Annotated in this window: 12 protein-coding genes; 6 read left to right on the forward strand and 6 right to left on the reverse strand. The window is 75.0% G+C overall.

Features of this window, described 5'->3' with window-relative positions:
- Positions 1–54 precede the first annotated feature (54 nt).
- The 3 genes from ACZLKG_RS10465 to ACZLKG_RS10475 all read left to right on the forward strand — a co-directional run bounded on the left by ACZLKG_RS10465 (position 55) and on the right by ACZLKG_RS10475 (position 4,109).
- Entirely contained in the window at positions 55–639 is a 585-nt protein-coding gene (locus ACZLKG_RS10465) for a DUF3000 domain-containing protein (RefSeq protein WP_425708830.1), read from the forward strand.
- Entirely contained in the window at positions 636–1,895 is a 1,260-nt protein-coding gene (locus ACZLKG_RS10470) for an HRDC domain-containing protein (RefSeq protein WP_425708831.1), read from the forward strand. The genes ACZLKG_RS10465 and ACZLKG_RS10470 overlap by 4 nt, the downstream gene beginning before the upstream one ends.
- Positions 1,896–2,018: 123 nt before the next feature.
- Positions 2,019–4,109, forward strand: a complete 2,091-nt coding sequence (locus tag ACZLKG_RS10475; protein WP_425708832.1) for a 3-hydroxyacyl-CoA dehydrogenase NAD-binding domain-containing protein — start codon at positions 2,019–2,021, stop codon at positions 4,107–4,109.
- Here the strand turns inward: ACZLKG_RS10475 and dxs are convergent.
- The gene (gene dxs / locus ACZLKG_RS10480) at positions 4,079–6,004 is read right to left on the reverse strand and encodes a 1-deoxy-D-xylulose-5-phosphate synthase (protein ID WP_425708833.1); all 1,926 of its coding nucleotides are present in this window, start codon (positions 6,002–6,004) and stop codon (positions 4,079–4,081) included. The genes ACZLKG_RS10475 and dxs overlap by 31 nt on opposite strands.
- A gap of 106 nt (positions 6,005–6,110) precedes the next feature.
- Here dxs and ACZLKG_RS10485 point away from each other — a divergent pair, with 106 nt between their 5' ends.
- Positions 6,111–8,066, forward strand: a complete 1,956-nt coding sequence (locus ACZLKG_RS10485) for an alpha/beta hydrolase family protein (protein WP_425708834.1) — start codon at positions 6,111–6,113, stop codon at positions 8,064–8,066.
- Here the strand turns inward: ACZLKG_RS10485 and ACZLKG_RS10490 are convergent.
- The 5 genes from ACZLKG_RS10490 to ACZLKG_RS10510 form a co-directional block, all read right to left on the reverse strand.
- Positions 8,063–9,358: a serpin family protein gene (locus ACZLKG_RS10490; RefSeq protein WP_463648703.1), complete on the reverse strand. Its 1,296-nt coding sequence runs from the start codon at positions 9,356–9,358 to the stop codon at positions 8,063–8,065. The genes ACZLKG_RS10485 and ACZLKG_RS10490 overlap by 4 nt on opposite strands.
- Positions 9,359–9,470: 112 nt before the next feature.
- On the reverse strand, positions 9,471–10,865 hold the full coding sequence (locus ACZLKG_RS10495) for a serpin family protein (RefSeq protein WP_463648704.1): 1,395 nt from the start codon (positions 10,863–10,865) through the stop codon (positions 9,471–9,473).
- A 164-nt stretch (positions 10,866–11,029) separates the two neighbouring features.
- Complete coding sequence (locus tag ACZLKG_RS10500; protein ID WP_463648705.1) at positions 11,030–13,846, reverse strand: aconitate hydratase; 2,817 nt, start codon at positions 13,844–13,846, stop codon at positions 11,030–11,032.
- A 155-nt stretch (positions 13,847–14,001) separates the two neighbouring features.
- Positions 14,002–15,417 (reverse strand): class I SAM-dependent RNA methyltransferase, encoded by a 1,416-nt coding sequence (locus ACZLKG_RS10505; RefSeq protein ID WP_425708838.1) that lies wholly within the window; start codon positions 15,415–15,417, stop codon positions 14,002–14,004.
- Between the two features lie 184 nt (positions 15,418–15,601).
- Positions 15,602–17,584, reverse strand: coding sequence for an APC family permease (locus ACZLKG_RS10510; RefSeq protein WP_425708839.1), 1,983 nt, complete (start codon positions 17,582–17,584; stop codon positions 15,602–15,604).
- Between the two features lie 33 nt (positions 17,585–17,617).
- Between ACZLKG_RS10510 and ACZLKG_RS10515 the strand changes: the two genes are divergently transcribed.
- Both ACZLKG_RS10515 and ACZLKG_RS10520 read left to right on the forward strand, forming a co-directional pair.
- The gene (locus tag ACZLKG_RS10515; RefSeq protein ID WP_425708840.1) at positions 17,618–18,283 is read left to right on the forward strand and encodes a potassium channel family protein; all 666 of its coding nucleotides are present in this window, start codon (positions 17,618–17,620) and stop codon (positions 18,281–18,283) included.
- Positions 18,280–18,957 (forward strand): potassium channel family protein, encoded by a 678-nt coding sequence (locus tag ACZLKG_RS10520; protein ID WP_463648706.1) that lies wholly within the window; start codon positions 18,280–18,282, stop codon positions 18,955–18,957. Before ACZLKG_RS10515 ends, ACZLKG_RS10520 begins: the two co-directional genes overlap by 4 nt.
- The last annotated feature ends 12 nt before the right edge of the window (positions 18,958–18,969 follow it).

Consider the following 18,969-nt stretch of genomic DNA (forward strand, 5'->3'; position numbering starts at 1 on the left):
GCCACGCCCGGCGCGCCGCCGACCACGTCCGCGGCGCGCGCCTAGCCTGTCGGGGTGAGCAGCACGGGCCGGGACATCCCCGCGGACTTCGAGCGTGCGCTGCTCTCGCTGCGCGAGCCCCGGCTGCGGCGGGAGGTGCACCTCGAGGAGGTGCCCCCGCCCGCCCGCCTGGCGCCCTTCACCGCCGCGCTCACCGCGGAGATCACCCACTCCCCCGGCGACCTCGACCCCGACGCCTTCCTCGGGCACGGACGGTTCGTCGTCCTGCACGACCCGGACGGGCAGGACGCCTGGGGCGGGACGTTCCGAGTGGTCGTCCTCGCCCGCGCCCGGCTCGAGGAGGAGATGGGGGCCGACGCGCTGCTCGGCGAGGTCGCCTGGTCCTGGCTGTGCGAGTCCCTCGTCACCCAGGGCGCCGGGTTCCGCCACCTGTCCGGCAGCGTCACCCGCGTCCTTTCGGAGTCCTTCGGCGGCCTGGAGCTCGCGGGAGGCGACGTCGAGATCGAGGTCCGGGCGTCGTGGACGCCCAACACTCCCGAGCTCGGTCCGCACCTGGCGGCCTGGGCCGACCTCGCGTGCACCGTGGCCGGTCTGGAGCCGGTGCCGTCGACGGTCACCTCTCTGGCGAGGCGCCGATGACCGCCGACGAGCAGGCCGCCGCACCGGAGCAGGTCGACGCCGAACAGGACGGCGCGTCCGCGCCCGAGCCGCTCACCGAGCCCTCCGGCGGCACTCCCCCGGTGGTCGACACGCCCGAGGCCCTGGCGGCCGCCGTCGAGGAGGTCTCCCGTACGGGCGGCGTCCTCGCCGTCGACGCCGAACGGGCGTCCGGCTTCCGGTACGGCCAGCGGGCGTTCCTCGTCCAGCTGCGGCGCTCCGACGGCGAGATCCACCTCGTCGACCCCGTCGCGCTTCCCGACCTCGCCACGCTCGCCGAGGTGGTCAACCCGCTGGAGTGGGTCCTGCACGCCGCCGACCAGGACCTCCCCTGCCTGCGCGAGCTCGGGCTCACGCCCGCCTCGCTCTTCGACACGGAGATCGCCGCCCGGCTCCTCGGTCGCGCCCGGGTCGGCCTGGCCGCCGTCGTCGCCGACGAGCTCGGCTACGCGCTCGCCAAGGAGCACTCGGCGGCCGACTGGTCGACCCGTCCGGTCCCCGAGGACTGGCGGCGCTACGCGGCCCTCGACGTCGAGCTCCTCGCTGCGGTGCGGGAGGCCCAGCTGGTCGCACTGGCCCGCACGGGCAGGCTCGCCTGGGCCCTGCAGGAGTTCGAGCACGAGCGGCTCGCCCCTCCCCCGGCGCCCAAGGTGGACCCGTGGCGCCGGACCTCGGGCCTGCAGGAGGTCCGGCGCCCGCGCGGGCTGGCCGTGGCGCGCGCGGTGTGGGAGGCCCGCGAGCGGCTCGCGAAGGACATCGACCGCGCTCCCGGGCGGGTCCTGCCCGCCGCGGCGATCGTCGCCGCCGCCCGTGAGCTGCCGGAGAGCCGACACGCGCTCACGTCGCTGCCGGAGTTCTCCGGCAAGGGGACGAGGCGCCGCGCGGACTACTGGTGGGCCGCCGTCGAGGAGGGTCTCGCCGCGCCCGAGGACGCGCTGCCGGGCCGGCGCCCGCCGCGGGACCCGGACGCCCTGCCGCAGCCGCGCTCCTGGGGGGACGCCCGGCCGGACGCCGCCGTCCGGCTCGACGCCGTGCGCACCGCGCTGCGGGCCCGCGCCGACGAGATCGGCATCCCCCAGGAGAACCTGCTCGCGCCGGCGATCCAGCGTCGCGTCTCGTGGGACGGGGTCGAGCCCGCCGAGCTGGACGACGCCCTGCGCGCGCACGGCGCACGGCCGTGGCAGATCGAGCAGGCCGGCGCGGTCCTGGCGAGCGCCCTCGCCGACGCCGCGCGCTGAGCGCAGGCGGCCCGCCGAGCGCAGGCGGCCCGCCGAGCGCAGCGCGCCGGTCCGACGGGTGTCACGTCCGAGCAGGAACCCGGTACCGTGAGTCTCACCTACCTACCCCCGCGGAGGCTCCACGTGCAGCACACCGAGTCGGCCGAGCGCGCGCTCGCCGTCACCCGTTCCGACCGAACCCACGAGCTCGGCACCGTTGCCGTCCTCACGATCGCCGCCCCCGACCCGGCGCGCCCGACGACGATCGGCGACCTGGGTCTCGCGCGGCTCACCGAGGCGGTCCGGGAGGTCGACGCCGACGGGCGGGCGGGCGCGGTCGACGCCGTCGTGCTCACCGGGACCGACCGGAGCTTCATCGCGGGCGCGGACCTCGACCTGCTCGAGTCCGCCGACACGCCCGAGCAGCTCGCACCGATCGCCACGGCCGGGCACACCCTGGCCACCGCGATCCGGGAGCTGTCGGTGCCCTCGCTCGCGCACCTCACCGGAGTCACCCTCGGCGGTGGGTACGAGGTCGCGCTCGCGTGCGGGTACCGCGTCGCCGCGTGCTCCGTGCGTGCGATCGGCCTGCCCGAGACCTCGCTCGGCATCGTCCCCGGGTGGGGCGGGTGCACCCTCCTGCCCCGGCTCGTGGGGCCGGAGACGGCGCTGCGCGTCATCCTCGACCTGCCCGCGAAGGACGCCACGCTGGACGCGGCCGCGGCCCTCGAGCACGGGCTCGTCGACGCCGTCGTCGAGCCGGCGGGAGACCTCGGCCTGGCCGCCGCGATCGACCTCCTGGCCGCCGAGGTCGCCGCGGGCCGCGTGAGCGCGGCCCCCGGCGGTGGGCGGTCCGACGCCGACCTCAGCCGGACCACGGAGGCGCTGGGGCGTCGTCGCTCGGCGGTCGCGCGTGCGGCCTCCACCGGGAACCCCGCGCCGCAGCGCGCCTGGGAGCTCGTCGGCGGGGCCGCCACCCTCGACGTCGCGACGTCCTTCGCCGCCGAGGACGACGCCCTCGTCGAGCTCGCCACGGGTGAGGCCGGCCGGTCGTCGATGTACGCGGCCCGGCTCCTGCGCAAGGCTCGCTCGACGGCACGCGCGGAGGCGCGGGCGGCCCGCTCCGGGCGGGGCGGCTCGCGGCCCGTCACCCGCGCCGGCCTGGCCGGTGCGGGCCTCATGGCGGCCCAGCTCGCGCTGCTGCTCGCCTCCCGGCTGCAGGTGCCGGTCGTCATGCGGGACCTCGACGAGGCCCGGTGCGCCGCGGGACTCGCCGCCGTCGACGCCGCGCTCGCCAAGGAGGTCGACGCCGGGCGCACGACCGCCGAGGCGGCCGCCGACGTGCGCTCGCTCGTCTCGGCGACGACCGATCTCGACGACCTCGCCGGGTGCGACCTCGTGATCGAGGCGGTGACGGAGCGGCTCGACGTCAAGCGGGCGGTCCTCGCCGAGCTCGAGGGGGTCCTCGCCGACGACACGATCCTCGCCACGAACACCTCCGCGCTGTCCGTCACCGCGATGGGCGAGGCGCTCGCCCGCCCGGACCGGCTCGTCGGCCTGCACTTCTTCAACCCGGTCGGCCGGATGCCGCTCGTCGAGGTCGTGCGCACGCCGGCCACCGACGACACGACGCACGCGACGGCCCGAGCGGTGGCGGCCGCCGCGGGGAAGATCGCCGTCGACGTCCGGGACGCCCCGGGGTTCGTCGTCAACCGGCTCCTGCTGCGCCTGCTCGCGGAGCTCCTCGGGGCCGTCGAGGACGGCACGCCGCCGGCCGTCGCCGACCGTGCGCTGGATCCGATGGGCCTGCCGATGCGGCCGTTCGCGCTGCTCGACCTCGTCGGTGCCGCCGTCGCCGAGCACGCCATCGAGGCGCTGCGCGCGGGCCTCGGCGACCGGTACCCCGCCTCGGCCGGCCTGCGCTCCCTGGTCGTCGACGGCGCCCGCGCCATGACGCCCGACGGGCGCCTGGCCGAGGACCTCGCGGCCCGGTTCGGGCACGGCAGCGCCGCCGACCCGGGTGCCGACGCGGACGGCGACCCCGCGGCGGTCACCGAGTCCGGGGTGCTCGACCGCGTGGTCGCCGCGCTCGGCGAGGAGACCCGGCTGCTGCTGGCCGAGGGCGTCGTCGCCTCCGAGGACGACGTCAACCTCGCGATGATCCTCGGCGCCGGCTTCCCGCGGCACCGCGGGGGTCTGACGCCCTACCTGCGCGGCGCCGGCGAGCTGCGGTAGGCCGAGCCGCGGTAGGTCGAGCCGCGGCGGGCCGCCACGTGCTCGGCGACCGATCGCGCGACGTCCTGGGCCCGTAGGCCGGCGGACTCGACGATCTGCGTGCGGGAGGCGTGCTCGAGGAACTCGGTCGGCAGCCCGTGGCTGCGCACCGGCACCTCGACCTCCGCGCGTGCCAGGGCGTCCCGCACGGCGGAGCCCACACCGCCGTCGGCGAGCCCGTCCTCGATCGTCACCACGAGCTCTGCCGACGCGGCCGCGCGCACGAGGGCGGGCGGCACGGGCAGCACCCACCGGGGGTCGACGACCCGCGCACCGATCCCCTGCGCGTCCAGCGCGCGGGCGACCTCGACGGCGACGCCCGCCATCGAGCCGACGCCGACGACGAGCACCTGGGTCTTCTCCCCCAGCTCGGCCAGCACGTCGAGCCCGTCCTCGACCCGGACCGCGTTGAGGGGGTCGGCGACGCTCCCCTTGGGGTAGCGCACCACCGTCGGCGCGTCGTCGACGTCGACCGCCTCACGCAGGGCGCGACGCAGCGTCGCCTCGTCGCGCGGGGCCGCCAGGCGCAGGCGCGGGACCGTGCTCAGCAGGGCGAGGTCCCACATCCCGTTGTGCGAGGCGCCGTCGTCGCCGGTGATTCCGGCGCGGTCGAGCATGATCGTCACGCCCGCCCGGTGCAGCGCCGCGTCCATGAGCAGCTGGTCGTACGCGCGGCCCAGGAACGTCGCGTAGACCGCGACGACGGGATGCAGGCCGGCGTAGGCCATGCCCGCCGCCGACGTCAGCGCGTGCTGCTCGGCGATGCCGACGTCGACCACCCGCTCCGGCATCCGCTCCGCGAGCGGAGCGAGACCCACCGGTGCGAGCATCGCCGCCGTGAGGGCCACGACGTCCGCACGCTCTCGGGCCACCTTGACGATCTCGTCCGCGAACACGGCCGTGTAGCCGAAGCGCGACGGCGCGACGGGCAGCCCCGTCTCGGGGTGGATCTTGCCCACCGCGTGGAAGCGGTCGGCGATGTCCGACTCGGCGGGCTCGTAGCCCCGACCCTTCTCCGTCTGCACGTGCACGACGACGGGGCCGCCGAACTCCTTGGCGCGCGCGAGCGCAGCCTCGACCTCGTCGAGGTCGTGGCCGTCGACCGGGCCGAGGTACTTCAGGCCGAGCGCCCCGAACACGCCGGCGCTCGGTGCGACGACGTCCTTGACCCCAGCCTTCATCGCGTGCAGCGCGTCGTACGTCATGCGCCCCGGGACGCCCGCGCGCTGCAGGCTGCGGCGGCCCCACCCCAGGACCTTCTCGTAACCGGGCGCGGTGCGCAGCCCGTCCAGATGGCGGGCCATGCCGCCGATCGTGGGTGCGTAGGAACGGCCGTTGTCGTTGAGGACGACGACCAGGGGCCGGTCGGGACCGTCGGCGATGTTGTTGAGCGCCTCCCAGGCCATGCCGCCCGTCAGGGCGCCGTCGCCGATGACCGCGACCACCGGGGAGTCGTCGCCCGCCAGCAGGCGCCCCCGCGAGATCCCCTCCGCCCAGGACAGGGAGGTCGAGGCGTGCGAGTTCTCGACGACGTCGTGCGGGGACTCCGCGCGGGAGGGGTAGCCCGACAGGCCGTCGCTCGTGCGCAGCGCACGGAAGTCCTGGCGGCCCGTGAGCATCTTGTGCACGTACGACTGGTGCCCGGTGTCGAACACGATGGTCTCGCGGGGCGAGTCGAAGACCCGGTGCAGGGCGATCGTCAGCTCGACCACGCCGAGGTTGGGCCCGAGGTGCCCGCCCGTGCGGGAGACGTTGTCCACGAGGAACTCGCGGATCTCCTTGGCGAGCACGCCGAGCTCGGCGCGGTCGAGGCGCCTGAGGTCCGCGGGCTCGCGGATCGACTCCAGCAGACTCATCGCGCTCCTTGACGTATCGGTCGGGACCTTCGGGCCCGACCAACTCTAGGCGCGTCGCCGACACAGGTCGCGGTGATGCACCGCACCAGGCGCGTAGCCTGGGCCGATGAGCGCCGACGAGGTCGTCCCGCACGTCCGTCCCCACGGGACCTGGCCGTGGCCGGTCCCGGTCCACCGGCTCGCCGGCGGCACGCGGGTGGGCGAGCCCCGCCTCGACGACCGGGGCGCCTGGTGGACGGAGCAGCGACCCGCCGACGGCGGACGGACGACCCTCGTCCACCGCGGCCTCGACGGTGAGGTCTCCTCCCGCGCCGTCATCCGGCCCGACGGGACCACGCCCGACGTCGCCTCCGACGTCCACGGCTACGGCGGGCTCGCCTACGCGGTCGGCGGCGGCGTCGTCGTCGTGTCGGACCGGGGCGACTCCCGGCTGCACGGCGTCGTCGACGGGCACGTGCTCGAGCCCCTGACCCCCGACGACGGTTCCGCGTGGGGCGACCTCGAGCTCGACCTCGCGCGCGAGCGGGTGATCGCCGTCCGGTCGGCACCCGGCGAGGACGGCGGACGGCACCGGGCGCAGATCGTCGGCGTCCCGATCGACGGCTCGGCGAGCGACGACGCGGACCTGCTCGAGGTCCTGCTCGACGGCCGCGACTTCGTCACCTCGCCGCGCCTGTCCCCCGCCGGCGACGCCCTCGCCTACGTCGCCTGGGACCACCCGGAGATGCCGTGGACCGGCGGCGAGGTGTGGGTCGCCACGCTCGACGACGACGGCCGGCCCGGCGCGGCCGCGCGGGTCGCGGGCGGCGACGGTGTCGCGGCCTCGCAGCCGGTGTGGACGTCTTCCGGCGACCTGGTCCACGCCGACGACTCCTCGGGCTGGCAGAACCTCTACCGGACCGAGGCGCCCACGTCGCAGGAACGCCGCCTGCGGGACCTGCACCCCGTGGACTCCGAGTTCGCACCGCCCCAGTGGGGCCTGGGCCCCCGCACGATCACCGAGCTCGACGACGAGCACGTGCTGTGCACGTGGGTCACCGACGACCGCTGGCACCTGGGCACCGTGCGGCTCGCCAACGGGGAGGCCGAGGAGTGGGTGACGGGGCTGGAGGCCGTGGGGCCCGTCGCGGCCGGGTTCGGCCGGGTCCTCGCCGTCCTCGCGGGCGCCGACCGACCACCCGCGCTCTACGAGCTCACGCCCGGTACGGGCCGCTGGGAGCTCCTCGCCGGGGAGGCGACGGGCCCGCTCGCGCCGGGGGACGTCGCGCACGCCCGCTCGGTGGCCTGGACCGGGGACGACGGCGAGGAGGTCCACGGCTTCTACTACCCGCCGACCTCCGAGCGGTACGCCGGTCCGGCCGGCGAGCTGCCGCCTCTCGTCGTCGTCAACCACGGCGGCCCGACGGCGTCGACGACGGCGACCTGGTCGGGGTCGATCCAGTCCCTGACGACCCGGGGGTTCGCGGTCCTCGACGTCATCCACCGCGGGTCCACCGGGCGCGGACGGGCCTACGCGGACCGGCTGGACGGCCAGTGGGGCGTCGTCGACGTCGCCGACGTCGCCTCCGGGGCCCGGCACCTCGCCCAGAGCGGCCTCGTCGACGGCGAGCGGATGGCGGTGCGCGGTGCGTCTGCCGGCGGCTACACGACCCTGGCCGCGCTGGCGTTCACGGACGTGTTCAGCGCCGGCATCTCGCGCTACGGGATCGGTGACCTGCGCACGCTGGCCGAGGGCACCCACGACTTCGAGTCGCGCTACCTCGACCGCCTCGTCGGACCGCTGCCGGAGGCGGACGCCACGTACGAGGAGCGCTCCCCGGTCCGGCACGTCGACCGCATCACGGCGGCCGTGCTGCTCCTGCAGGGCTCCGAGGACCGGGTGGTGCCGCTCGACCAGGCGACCGGGGTCGCCGACGCGATGCGGGCCGCGGGCGGGGACGTCGAGCTCGTCGTGCTCGACGGCGAGGGGCACGGCTTCCGCTCCACCGAGGCGATCGTGCGCGCCGCGGAGGCCGAGGCCGCGTTCCTCGACCGCGTGTGGGGGCTGTCCGCGCGGGCCTAGGCCCCGCCGCGCGGGTCGCCGATGACTCCGTGCAGGAGGACCCAGCCGTCCTGGTCGACGATGCGCAGCGCGTAGGGCCGGTCGACGGTCATCTCCACCCGCTCCGGCGGCGGCTGGGCGGACCCGGTACCGCCCACCTCGGTGACGGCGGCCGCGACCACACCCTCCTCGCCGACCTGGAGGCGGGCCTGCTGCACGGCCTGGTCCACCACGAGATCCTGCTCGAGGATGCCGCCGAGGTCCGGCGAGCCGCCGACGAGCTCGGCGGCCCCGAGGGTGCCGAGCAGGGGCACGAGGTCGAGGCTGGTCTCCACGTCGGCGCGCGGCAGGGCGAGCTCGACGATCGGCTGCTCGCCCTCGGCGAGCGCGTCGGACACGCTCGACCACTGCTCGGCGGTGACCTCCGCCGGGGCGGTCCCCTCGGCGGGCAGGACGACCTCGAGGTCGAGACCGTCGAGCAGGTCGAGGGCGACAACCTGGTGGCCGTCGACCTCGGCATACGCCTGAGGTCGTTCCGCGTGCATCGTCGGCACCCGGACGACGTCGCCGCCCGGCAGCGTGAAGTCCTCCTCCGACGTCGAGGACTCCGAGAAGTTCGTCAGCCACGCGGAGGCCACGAGCAGCGCGTCCTGGACGACGAGCTGCGTGTCCTGGTCGGCGTCGATGCCCGACTCCTCGACGAGTCCCGCGGTGTGGAGGTTCACCCAGTCGTCGAGGACCTGCTGGAGCTCGTCCTCGCCCGCGGTGACGACCTCCGTCCCGAGGCGCCCGGTCACGGTGTCGCTCCACGCCTGGTGGGGCTCGGTCCCCTCGGCGAGCACGACCTGGTTCGCGAGGTGGAGGATCGCGTGGTCGGGCAGCGGGTCGAGCTCGATAATGGCCGGGTCCTGGTCGAGGTCGGAGCGGGCGGCGCGCAGCGCCTGGATCGCCTCGAGCGTGGCGTCGACGTCGGCGCCGAGCAGGTCCTCGATCTCGCCGCGTGTGGCTCCGCCGGCACCGGCGCCGAGCATCGCGAGGGTCGTCGCCAGGCCCGCGGGTGAGACGACGAGCGTGTCGTGACCCGCCTCGGCCACGAGATCGGCGCCGAGGTCGGAGACGGCCCGCAGGTGGTCCTCGACGGCGCCCGCCAGGCCGAGCTCGACCGGCTCCGGCACCTCCGTGCCCTGGTCCTGCTCGCCACCGGGCGTGGTGGCCTCCTCTCCGGACGTGCAGGCGACGAGCACGAGGAGCGGGGCGAGGCCGAGCACGCCGAGCGTGCGGGGCAGGCGGGCGGGGCCGGGGCGTCGGGACATGTCCGCACCCTAGGGATCGCGGCCGTGCCGGCCGGACCGCTGACCCGGGTCGTCCTGACCGGGGAGGTCTGCCCCGCTCGGCCCCGCCCGGCGCGGTCCCGTCCGCCCTGGCCTACTCCTCGCCGCGGGGGTCGCCGATCGAGGCATGGAAGAGCACCCAGCCGGTCCCGCCGTCGACGATCCGCACCGCGTAGGGGCGGTCGACGACGAGCTCGACCTCCTCCTCGGGCGGCAGCTGGGCCGACTCGGCGACGGCGATCTCCGTGACGGCGGCGGCCACGACGCCCTCCTCACCGATCTGGAGCCGCGCCTGCTGGACGGCCTGGTCGACCACGTAGCCGTCGCCGGGCAGCATGCGACCGAGCTCGGGGGCCGGACCGAACAGCTCGACCACGCCGACCGGGTCGAGCACGGGGGCGAGGGCGACGCTCGTCTCGAGATCGGCCCTGGGCAGCGCGAGGTCGACCAGCGCGGGGGCACCCGAGTCCAGGGCGTCGGCCAGCGCGGCCCAGTCCTCTGCGGTGAGCTCGCCGGGCGCTGTGCCGTCGGCCGGCAGGACGACCTCGAGCACGAGACCGTCGAGGAGGGCGAGCTCGACCGCGCGGTGGCCGTCGACCTCGGCGTACGGCATCGGGCGCTGCCCGTGCATCGTCGGCACCTGGACGATGTCGCCGCCCGGCAGCGTGTAGTCCTCCTCGGTCGTGGCTGACTCGGAGAAGCCGTCGAGCCATGCCGAGGCGACGAGCACTGCGTCCTGGACGACGAGGACGGTCTCGGGTCTCGCCTCGATGCCCGACTCGTCGACGAGGCCGGCGGTGTGCAGGTCCACCCAGTCGTCGAGGACCTGCTGCATCGCCTCGAACGGTGTGGCGACGACGCCGGCACCGAGCCGGTGGGAGACGGCGTCGAGCCAGGTCTGCTCGGGCGTCACGTCGGAGCGGAGGACCACCTGGTTGGCCATGTGGACGATCGCGCGGTCCGGGAGGGGGTCGAGCTCGATCGTCGCGGGGTCCTGGTCGAGGTCCGCCAGCTCGGACCGCAGCGACTGGATCGCCTCGAGCACGTCGCTGTCGGCCCCGCCCAGGACCTCCTCGAGCTCCGCGCGGGTCACTCCCTCGGCGCCGGCGGCCATCATGGCCAGGGCGGTGGCCAGGCTCGACGGCGAGACGACGATCGTGTCGGTCTCCGGGTCGTTCAGCGCCTGGGTCACCGCGTCCGCGCCGAGGGCGGCCGTGGCGGCGAGGTGGTCCTCGAGCGCCGAGGCGTCCTCGAGGGCGACCGGGGCCGGCTGGTCGTCCGAGCCGTCGCCGGTGAGCTCGACCGCACCGCCGCCCGGGTCGGGCCTGCCACCCGGGTCGGACGCGTCGCCGGGATCAGGATCGCTCACGTCGCCGGTCGGAGTCTCGCTCCCCGTATCGGACGCGGTGCCGCTCCCCCCGCCGCACGCGGCGAGCCCGAGCAGCACGAGGGCCGCGCCGAGTGCACAGGGGGCGGACCGCCGGGTCATGGCCGTGAGCCTAGCCCCGGGACCGGTCCTCGGCCTCCGGTGCCGGCCCGCGCCCTGCCTTCCGACCGCTGCAGGCTCCGGGGGGCGGGCTCCCGACCGCCCCCACGCACAGCCGCGGCCCCGGTCGACAGGACCGGGGCCGCGGGTGAGCCGTGTGCTCGCGGTCAGGCCGCGACGAGCGAGCGGAGCACGTACTGCAGGATGCCGCCGTGGCGGTAGTAGTCGGCCTCGCCGGGGGTGTCGATCCGCACGACCGCGTCGAACTCGACGCTCTCGCCGTCCTCCTTCGTGGCGGTCACGTGGACCGTCTCGGGCGTCGAGCCGTCGTTGAGGGCGGTGACGCCTGAGATGTCGAACGTCTCCGTCCCGTCCAGCCCCAGCGACTCGGCGCTCTCGCCCGACGGGTACTGCAGCGGGAGCACGCCCATGCCGATGAGGTTCGAGCGGTGGATGCGCTCGAACGACTCGGTGATGACCGCGCGGACACCGAGCAGCGCCGTGCCCTTGGCCGCCCAGTCGCGCGACGAGCCCGAGCCGTACTCCTTGCCCCCGAGCACGACGAGCGGGATGTCCTTCGCCTGGTAGGCCTGCGCGGCGTCGAAGATCGTCTCCTGCTCACCGGTGAGGAGGTTCTTCGTGAACCCGCCCTCGACGTCGTCGAGCAGCTGGTTGCGCAGCCGGATGTTGGCGAAGGTCCCGCGGATCATCACCTCGTGGTTTCCGCGGCGCGAGCCGTAGGAGTTGAAGTCGCGGCGCTCGATGCCGTGCTCGGCGAGGTACCTGCCCGCCGGGGAGTCGGCCTTGATGGCGCCGGCCGGCGAGATGTGGTCGGTGGTGACGGAGTCGCCGAGCTTGGCCAGCACGCGGGCGCCCGAGATGTCCGTGACGGGCTCCGGCTCGGCGGGCATACCGTCGAAGTACGGGGGCTTGCGCACGTAGGTGGAGTCGGCGTCCCACTCGAAGGTCGAGCCGTCCGGCGTCTCCAGGCTCCGCCAGCGCTCGTCGCCGGTGAAGACGTCCGCGTAGTCCTCGGTGAACATGTCCGAGCTCACCGACTCGGTGATCGTGCGCTCGACGTCCTCCGGGGAGGGCCAGATGTCGGCGAGGAACACGTCGTTGCCGTCCTTGTCCTGCCCGAGCGCGTCGTTCTCGAAGTCGAAGTCCATCGAGCCGGCGAGGCCGTAGGCGATGACCAGCGGCGGGGAGGCGAGGTAGTTCATCTTGACGTCGGGGTTGATCCGGCCCTCGAAGTTGCGGTTGCCCGAGAGCACCGACGCCACGGCCAGGTCGTGCTCGGCCACGGCCGACGAGACCTCCTCCGGCAGCGGGCCGGAGTTGCCGATGCAGGTGGTGCAGCCGTAGCCGACGAGGTGGTAGCCCAGCTCCTCGAGGTAGGGCCACATGCCGGCCTTGTCGTAGTAGCCGGTGACGACCTTCGAGCCGGGCGCCATGGAGGTCTTCACCCAGGGCTTGACGGACAGTCCCTTCTCGACCGCGTTCTTCGCGAGCATGCCCGCGGCCATCATCACCGACGGGTTGGAGGTGTTGGTGCACGAGGTGATCGAGGAGATGACGACCGCACCGTGGTCCAGCTCGGTCTGCGTGCCGTCCGCCAGTGTGACGGGGACGTTGGCGTGCGGGCGGCGGTAGCCGGTGGGCGCGGCGCCCGAGTGGTGCGGTCGGCCGAGGTCCGAGGAGGAGTCGTGCGCGTCGTGCGACGGCGCGTCGGACGCCGGGAACGTCCCGATGAGCTCCTCGTCCTGCGGGCTCTTCTCGATGCCGTGCCCGTTGACGACGTAGTTCTTCAGGTCGTTGACGAACTGGTCCTTGGACTCGCTCAGCGCGATCCGGTCCTGCGGGCGCTTCGGCCCCGCGATCGAGGGGACGACGCTCGACAGGTCGAGCTCGAGGTACTCCGAGTACTGTGCCTCGCGCGAGGGGTCGTGCCACATCCCCTGCTCCTTGGCGTAGGACTCGGCCAGCGCCACCTGGTGCTCGTCGCGGCCGGTGAGGCGCATGTAGTCGAGCGTGACGTCGTCGATCGGGAAGATCGCGGCGGTCGAGCCGAACTCAGGAGACATGTTGCCGATGGTGGCGCGGTTGGCGAGCGGCACCTGGGCGACGCCCTCGCCGTAGAACTCGACGAACTTGCCGACCACCCCGTGCTCGCGGAGCATCTCGGTGATCGTCAGCACGACGTCGGTGGCCGTGGCGCCGGAGGGGATCGAGCCCGAGAGCTTGAAGCCGACGACGCGCGGGATGAGCATCGAGACCGGCTGCCCGAGCATCGCGGCCTCGGCCTCGATGCCGCCGACGCCCCAGCCCAGCACGCCGAGCCCGTTGACCATCGTGGTGTGGGAGTCGGTGCCGACGCAGGTGTCGGGGTAGGCGCGAAGGACGCCGTCGACCTCGCGCGGCATGACGACGCGGGCGAGGTACTCGATGTTGACCTGGTGCACGATGCCGGTGCCCGGCGGGACCACCTTGAAGTCGTCGAAGGCCGTCTGGCCCCAGCGCAGGAACTGGTAGCGCTCACCGTTGCGCTCGTACTCGATCTCGACGTTGCGCTCGAAGGCGTCGGCGCGGCCGAACACGTCGATGACGACGGAGTGGTCGATGACGAGCTCGGCGGGAGCGAGCGGGTTGATCTTGTCGGGGTCGGAACCGAGCTCCGCGACGGCCTCGCGCATGGTGGCGAGGTCGACGACGCAGGGCACCCCGGTGAAGTCCTGCATGAGCACGCGGGCGGGCGTGAACTGGATCTCCACGTGAGGCTCCGCGTCCGCGTCCCACGAGGCCAGCGCCCGGACCTGGTCCGCGGTGATGTTCTTGCCGTCCTCGGTACGCAGCAGGTTCTCGGCGAGAACCTTGAGGCTGTAGGGAAGCTTCGCCAGTCCCTCGACGGCGGAGAGACGGAAGATCTCGTACTCCGTGCCGTCGACGTCAAGCTGTCCGCGGGATCCAAAGCTGTCCAGGCTCATGTCCACTCCTTCGTCGTTCGCCGCCGACGCCCTGCGCCGGCCGGCCCGGCCCCATCGTGTCATGCCACACACCCGGCGGCCCGAGGGGCAATTATCTCGACATCAAGATACTTGCTGTCGGCGCGTCATGTCCAACCGCCGCGCCGGCGGCGTCGTCAGGCGCGGACGAGCGAGACGACCGCCTCGAGGTGGTGGGTGTGCGGGAACAGGTCGAGGGCGACGACCCGTTCCGCCACGTAGCCGGCCGCGCGGGCGGCGGCGAGGTCCCGGGCGAGCGCCGCGGGGTCGCAGGCGACGTGCACGATCCGCGCCGGGTGGAGGGCGGCGACCGCGGCCATGACCTCGCTCCGGGCCCCGGTCCGGGGCGGGTCGAGCACGACGGTGCCCCCGGTCGACCACTCCGGCTCCCGGCCGAGCGCCGCGACCGCGGACGCGTCGACCGCTCCCGTCAGCGGCCGTGCCCACGGCGTGGGCGCGAGGGTGGCGCGCGCGTCGTCGACGGCGCGGGCGGCGCCCTCGAGCGTGACGAGCCGGCCGTCGGTCCCTACCGCCCGGGCGAGCGCGGCGCTAAGCAGCCCGGCACCCGAGTAGAGCTCGAGGACGCGGGCGCCGTCGAGTGCCGCGCGCACGCGGTCGGCGCGGGCCCTGGCGTCCGCACCGGCCTCGGTGGGCGGGTCCGCACCTGTTTCGCCGGCAGCGCCGGAGCCGTCCTCTGCGCGCGGCGCAGGATCGACCACGCCGGCCGGGGCGCCGGCCTGGTCCGCCTCCTGCCACGCCGCCGGGTCGGGCAGGCGTGGCTCGAGCCCGGCGGCCAGCGCGAGCACCACCTCGACGAGCACGGCCGGTGCGGCGTGGTGCACCTGCCAGAACCCGTCCGCGGCGACCGTGTAGTCGATGGTGCCGAGCAGCGTGGGGACCGACTCCGCGACCGACCCGGTCCCGGACAGCGGCGAACCGTCGACGAGCACGCGAGGCTCGGCGTCCGGCCCGGACCCGGACCCGACGACGGCCCGCACCCGCGCGCCGGGATCGACGCGCAGGGAACCCAGGAGCGAGCCGACGTCGAGGCGGGGGTCGGCGAGCGGGAGCGTCTCCAGCGCGAGGACGTCCTGCCCCCGGTGGCGGTGCATGCCGAGGCGGCCCTCCGCGGTGCCGGTGAGCTCGACCCGCGTGCGGGTGCCGGGCAGGGCCGGGTCGGCCACCGGGTGCACCGTCGTCGAGCCCGCCGCGGCCACGTCCCCGGCCACCTGCTCACCGCCGATCCTGCGCAGGGAGTCCGCGAGGACCGCGCTCTTCCACTCCAGCTGTGCGGCGGGCGAGACGTGTCCGAGCTCTCCCCCGCCCACGCCGCCAGGGCCGGCCTCGGGCCACACGTGCGCGACCCGCTCCCGGGAGCGCTCGACGACCTCGACCGCGTCCGCGAACCACACGCGCGACCGGCGGGAGGTCACCGCCACCCGGACCACCTCGCCGGGGATCGCGTGCCGGACGAGGGTGACGACCGAGCCGGCCCGCCCGACGACGAACCCCCCGTGCGCGGGGGACCCGACCGCGATCGGGTCGTCCAGCATCTCGGCGACCTCGGCGGGCCCCGGCCCGGTCCTGCCGCGGCGGGCGGCCCCACCGCGGCCACGCCGTCCCCGGCCGGTGCGCCCGCTCCCCCGACCGGATCCGGCGCGTCCGCGCGTGCGCCCGCGGCGCCGGTCGGGCCCTGGGCCCCCGGTCCGCCGGGCTCCGGGGCCCGCGTCGTCCTCGTCAGTCACGTGCGACCTCCTGACCGCCGACCTCGTCGGCGCGAGCGAGCTGGAAGGGGACGGTGGCGACGACGACGCCGGGCACGAGCCGTAGGCGGTCCAGCAGCCGCCGGGCGGAACCGTTGTGCAGCAAGCGGTACCACACGCGGGCCGCCACGTACTCGGGGATGTAGACGACGACGATCTCCCGCGGCGAGGCCCGACGCACCGCGCGGACGTGCTCGAGGACCGGCTCGGTGACGTCCCGGAACGGTGCGTCGAGGACGGTGAGCGGGACGGGTACGCGCACCTCGTCCCACCGGCGTCGGAGCTCGTCGGTGGAGTCCTCGTCGAGGAGGACCGTCACGGCCTCGAGGCTCGACGGGCGCGTGGCGCGGGCGTAGGCGAGGGCGCGGGCGGTGGGCTGGTTGAGCGTGGAGACCAGGACGATCGCGTGCACCCGCGCAGGCAGGGACCGCGCCTCCGCGTCGGCGGGCACGGCCGTCCGGCGGGCCACGTCGTCGTAGTGCCTGCGCACCGCCCCCATGAGGAGGAACACCACGGCGACGAGCAGCACCGTGATCCAGGCACCGCGGGTGAGCTTGGTGACCAGCACGACCACGAGCACCACGGCCGTGAGCACCGCGCCGACCAGGTTGATCGCGCGGGACCTGCGGGCGGCCGACCGCAGCGCCGGGTCGTGCTCCCTGCGCAGGACGCCGCGCCAGTGCCGCACCATCCCGGTCTGCGTCAGCGTGAAGGAGACGAACACGCCGACGATGTAGAGCTGGATGAGCCGGGTGACGTCGGCCTGGAGGACGACGACGAGGACGGCGGCCCCCGCGGCGAGGGCGAGGATCCCGTTGGAGTACGTGAGCCGGTCGCCGCGCGTGTGCAGGCGGCGCGGCAGCAGCCCGTCGCGGGCGAGGACCGACGCGAGGACCGGGAAGCCGGTGAACGCCGTGTTCGCGGCGAGGAGGAGGATCGCGCCGGCGACGACGGCGACGAGCGCGACGACCGGTGCCCACCCCCACAGGACGGAGTCCGCGATCTGCACGATGGCGGGGTCCTGGTGGTAGCCCGCGCCGACCGGGACGCCGTCGCGCAGGAGCTGCTCGGCGGGACGTTCGACCACGCGGACGTCGATGGCCGTGGCGAGCCAGATCACCGACATGAGCATGGCCGCGGAGATGCCGCCGAGGAGCAGCAGCGTCGTCGCGGCGTTCCCGGACCTGGGCCTGCGGAAGGTCGGCACGCCGTTGGCCACGGCCTCGACGCCGGTGAGGGCGGCGCACCCGGAGGTGAAGGCCCGCAGGACGAGGAACGCCCCGCCGAGGGTGGTCAGGGCCTGGTCGTGCGCCGGGTCGGGCACCACGGTCAGGCTCGCCGTCGCCGCGTCGGGCAGTCCGCCGCCCAGCAGCTCGCGCCCGGCCCCGACGAGCGCGAGCACGCCCACCGAGGCCATGAACAGGTAGAACGGCACGCCGATCACCCGGCCCGACTCCCGCGTGCCGCGCAGGTTGAGCAGGGCCAGGGCGGCGACGAGCAGGGCGGCGATCGGGACGCGGTAGGGCTGGAGGGGCGGCACCGCCGAGGCGAGGTACTGGACCCCGGAGGAGACCGACACGGCGACGGTGAGCAGGTAGTCCACGAGGAGGGCGGACCCGACCCCTCGGCCCGCGCGGCGGCCGAGGTTCGTCGTCACGACCTCGTACCCGCCGCCGCCGGAGGGGTAGGCGCGCACCGTCTGCCGGTAGGACAGGACGACGACCACCATGACGACGACCACGGCGAGCCCGACGGCGGGCGACAGCGCGGTGGCCGCGACGCCCGCGAGCGCGAGGGTCAGGAGGATCTCGTCGGGCGCGTACGCGACGGAGGACAGAGCGTCGGAGGCGAACACCGGCAGCGCGAGACGCTTGGGCAGCAGGGTGCCGCCGAGGCGTTCGGTGCGCACCGGGCGACCCACGACCAGCCGCTTGAGCGCCGAGGCGAGGTCGGGCACGCGGTCGATGCTAGACCGCGGTACCGTCACCGCGTGCACGTGGTGATCATGGGCTGCGGCCGGGTCGGGGCCTCGCTCGCCGAGCAGCTCGACTCCGCCGGGCACTCCGTCGCGGTCGTCGACCAGGACCCCGACGCGTTCCGTCGGCTCGGGGACGACTTCTCCGGCCGTCAGGTCAAGGGCGTCGGGTTCGACCGCGACACCCTGCAGCAGGCCGGGATCGAGGACGCCTACGCGTTCGCCGCGGTCTCCTCGGGCGACAACTCCAACATCATCGCCGCGCGGGTCGCCCGGGAGACGTTCGCCGTGTCCCGCGTCGTCGCCCGCATCTACGACCCCCAGCGGGCCGAGGTCTACCAGCGGCTCGGGATCCCCACGGTGGCCACGGTGCGGTGGACCGCGGAGCAGGTCCTCGCCCACGTCCTGCCCTCGCCCACCCCCGCCGAGCTCGTCGACGCCTCCGGCCTCGTCTCGATCGTCCGGGTCGAGCCGAACGAGGCCTGGGCGGGCCGCACGGTCGTCGACGTCCAGGACGCCACCGGCGCGCGGGTCGCGTTCCTCACCCGCAGGGGCGCGGGCACCGTCCCGCACGCGACGTCGGTGCTCCAGCAGGGGGACCTCGTCCACGCCGCGGTGACGACCGACCGGGTGGGCGCGGTGCGCCGCGCGCTCCACGACCCGCCGGAGCGCCGGCGATGAGGGTGCTCATCGCCGGTGCGGGATCGGTCGGGCGGTCCATCGCGCTCGAGCTCCTCGCGCACGGTCACACGGTCACCCTCGTCGACCACGAGCCCGGGGCCATGCGCGTGGCGTCGGTCGCGCAGGCGGAGTGGCTGCTCGCCGACGCGTGCTCCCCGCGGGCGCTCACCGAGGCCGGGGCGGGCGAGAGCGACGTCGTCGTGGCGGCCACGGGCGACGACAAGGCGAACCTCGTCGTCTCCCTGCTCGCCAAGTCCGAGTTCGCGGTGCCCCGGGTGGTCGCGCGCATCAACAACCCGAGGAACGAGTGGATGTTCACCGAGACGTGGGGGGTGGACGTGCCCGTCTCCACGCCGCGCATCATGACCTCGCTCGTGGAGGAGGCGGTCTCGGTCGGCGACCTCGTGCCGCTGTTCCGCTTCCACCGCTCGGGCGCCTCGATCCACGAGCTCACGCTGCCGGACGGCTCGCCCGTCGTCGGGCACCGGGTGGGCGCCGTCGACCTCGGGCCGCACGCGGTGCTCGCCGCCGTCATGCGCTCGGGCACCGCGTACGGGGTCGAGCCGGACCTCACCCTCGAGGCCGGCGACGAGCTGCTGCTCGTGCTCTCGGCGCAGGGCCAGGACGACCTCGATCAGCTCCAGGAGCAGCTCGCGCCCCGTGCTCAGGACTGAGCGGGTGCCGCG

The sequence above is a fragment of the Georgenia sp. Z2081 genome (genome assembly GCF_055326445.1).

What these genes read in the sequence shown, in the direction of transcription:
- ACZLKG_RS10505 (WP_425708838.1), bottom strand. Translation starts at nt 15,417, where the DNA reads ATGCTGGACGACCCGATCGCGGTCGGGTCCCCCGCGCACGGGGGGTTC.
- dxs (WP_425708833.1), bottom strand. Translation starts at nt 6,004, where the DNA reads ATGAGTCTGCTGGAGTCGATCCGCGAGCCCGCGGACCTCAGGCGCCTC.
- ACZLKG_RS10495 (WP_463648704.1), bottom strand. Translation starts at nt 10,865, where the DNA reads ATGACCCGGCGGTCCGCCCCCTGTGCACTCGGCGCGGCCCTCGTGCTG.
- ACZLKG_RS10520 (WP_463648706.1), top strand. Translation starts at nt 18,280, where the DNA reads ATGAGGGTGCTCATCGCCGGTGCGGGATCGGTCGGGCGGTCCATCGCG.
- ACZLKG_RS10500 (WP_463648705.1), bottom strand. Translation starts at nt 13,846, where the DNA reads ATGAGCCTGGACAGCTTTGGATCCCGCGGACAGCTTGACGTCGACGGC.
- ACZLKG_RS10490 (WP_463648703.1), bottom strand. Translation starts at nt 9,358, where the DNA reads ATGTCCCGACGCCCCGGCCCCGCCCGCCTGCCCCGCACGCTCGGCGTG.
- ACZLKG_RS10470 (WP_425708831.1), top strand. Translation starts at nt 636, where the DNA reads ATGACCGCCGACGAGCAGGCCGCCGCACCGGAGCAGGTCGACGCCGAA.
- ACZLKG_RS10485 (WP_425708834.1), top strand. Translation starts at nt 6,111, where the DNA reads ATGAGCGCCGACGAGGTCGTCCCGCACGTCCGTCCCCACGGGACCTGG.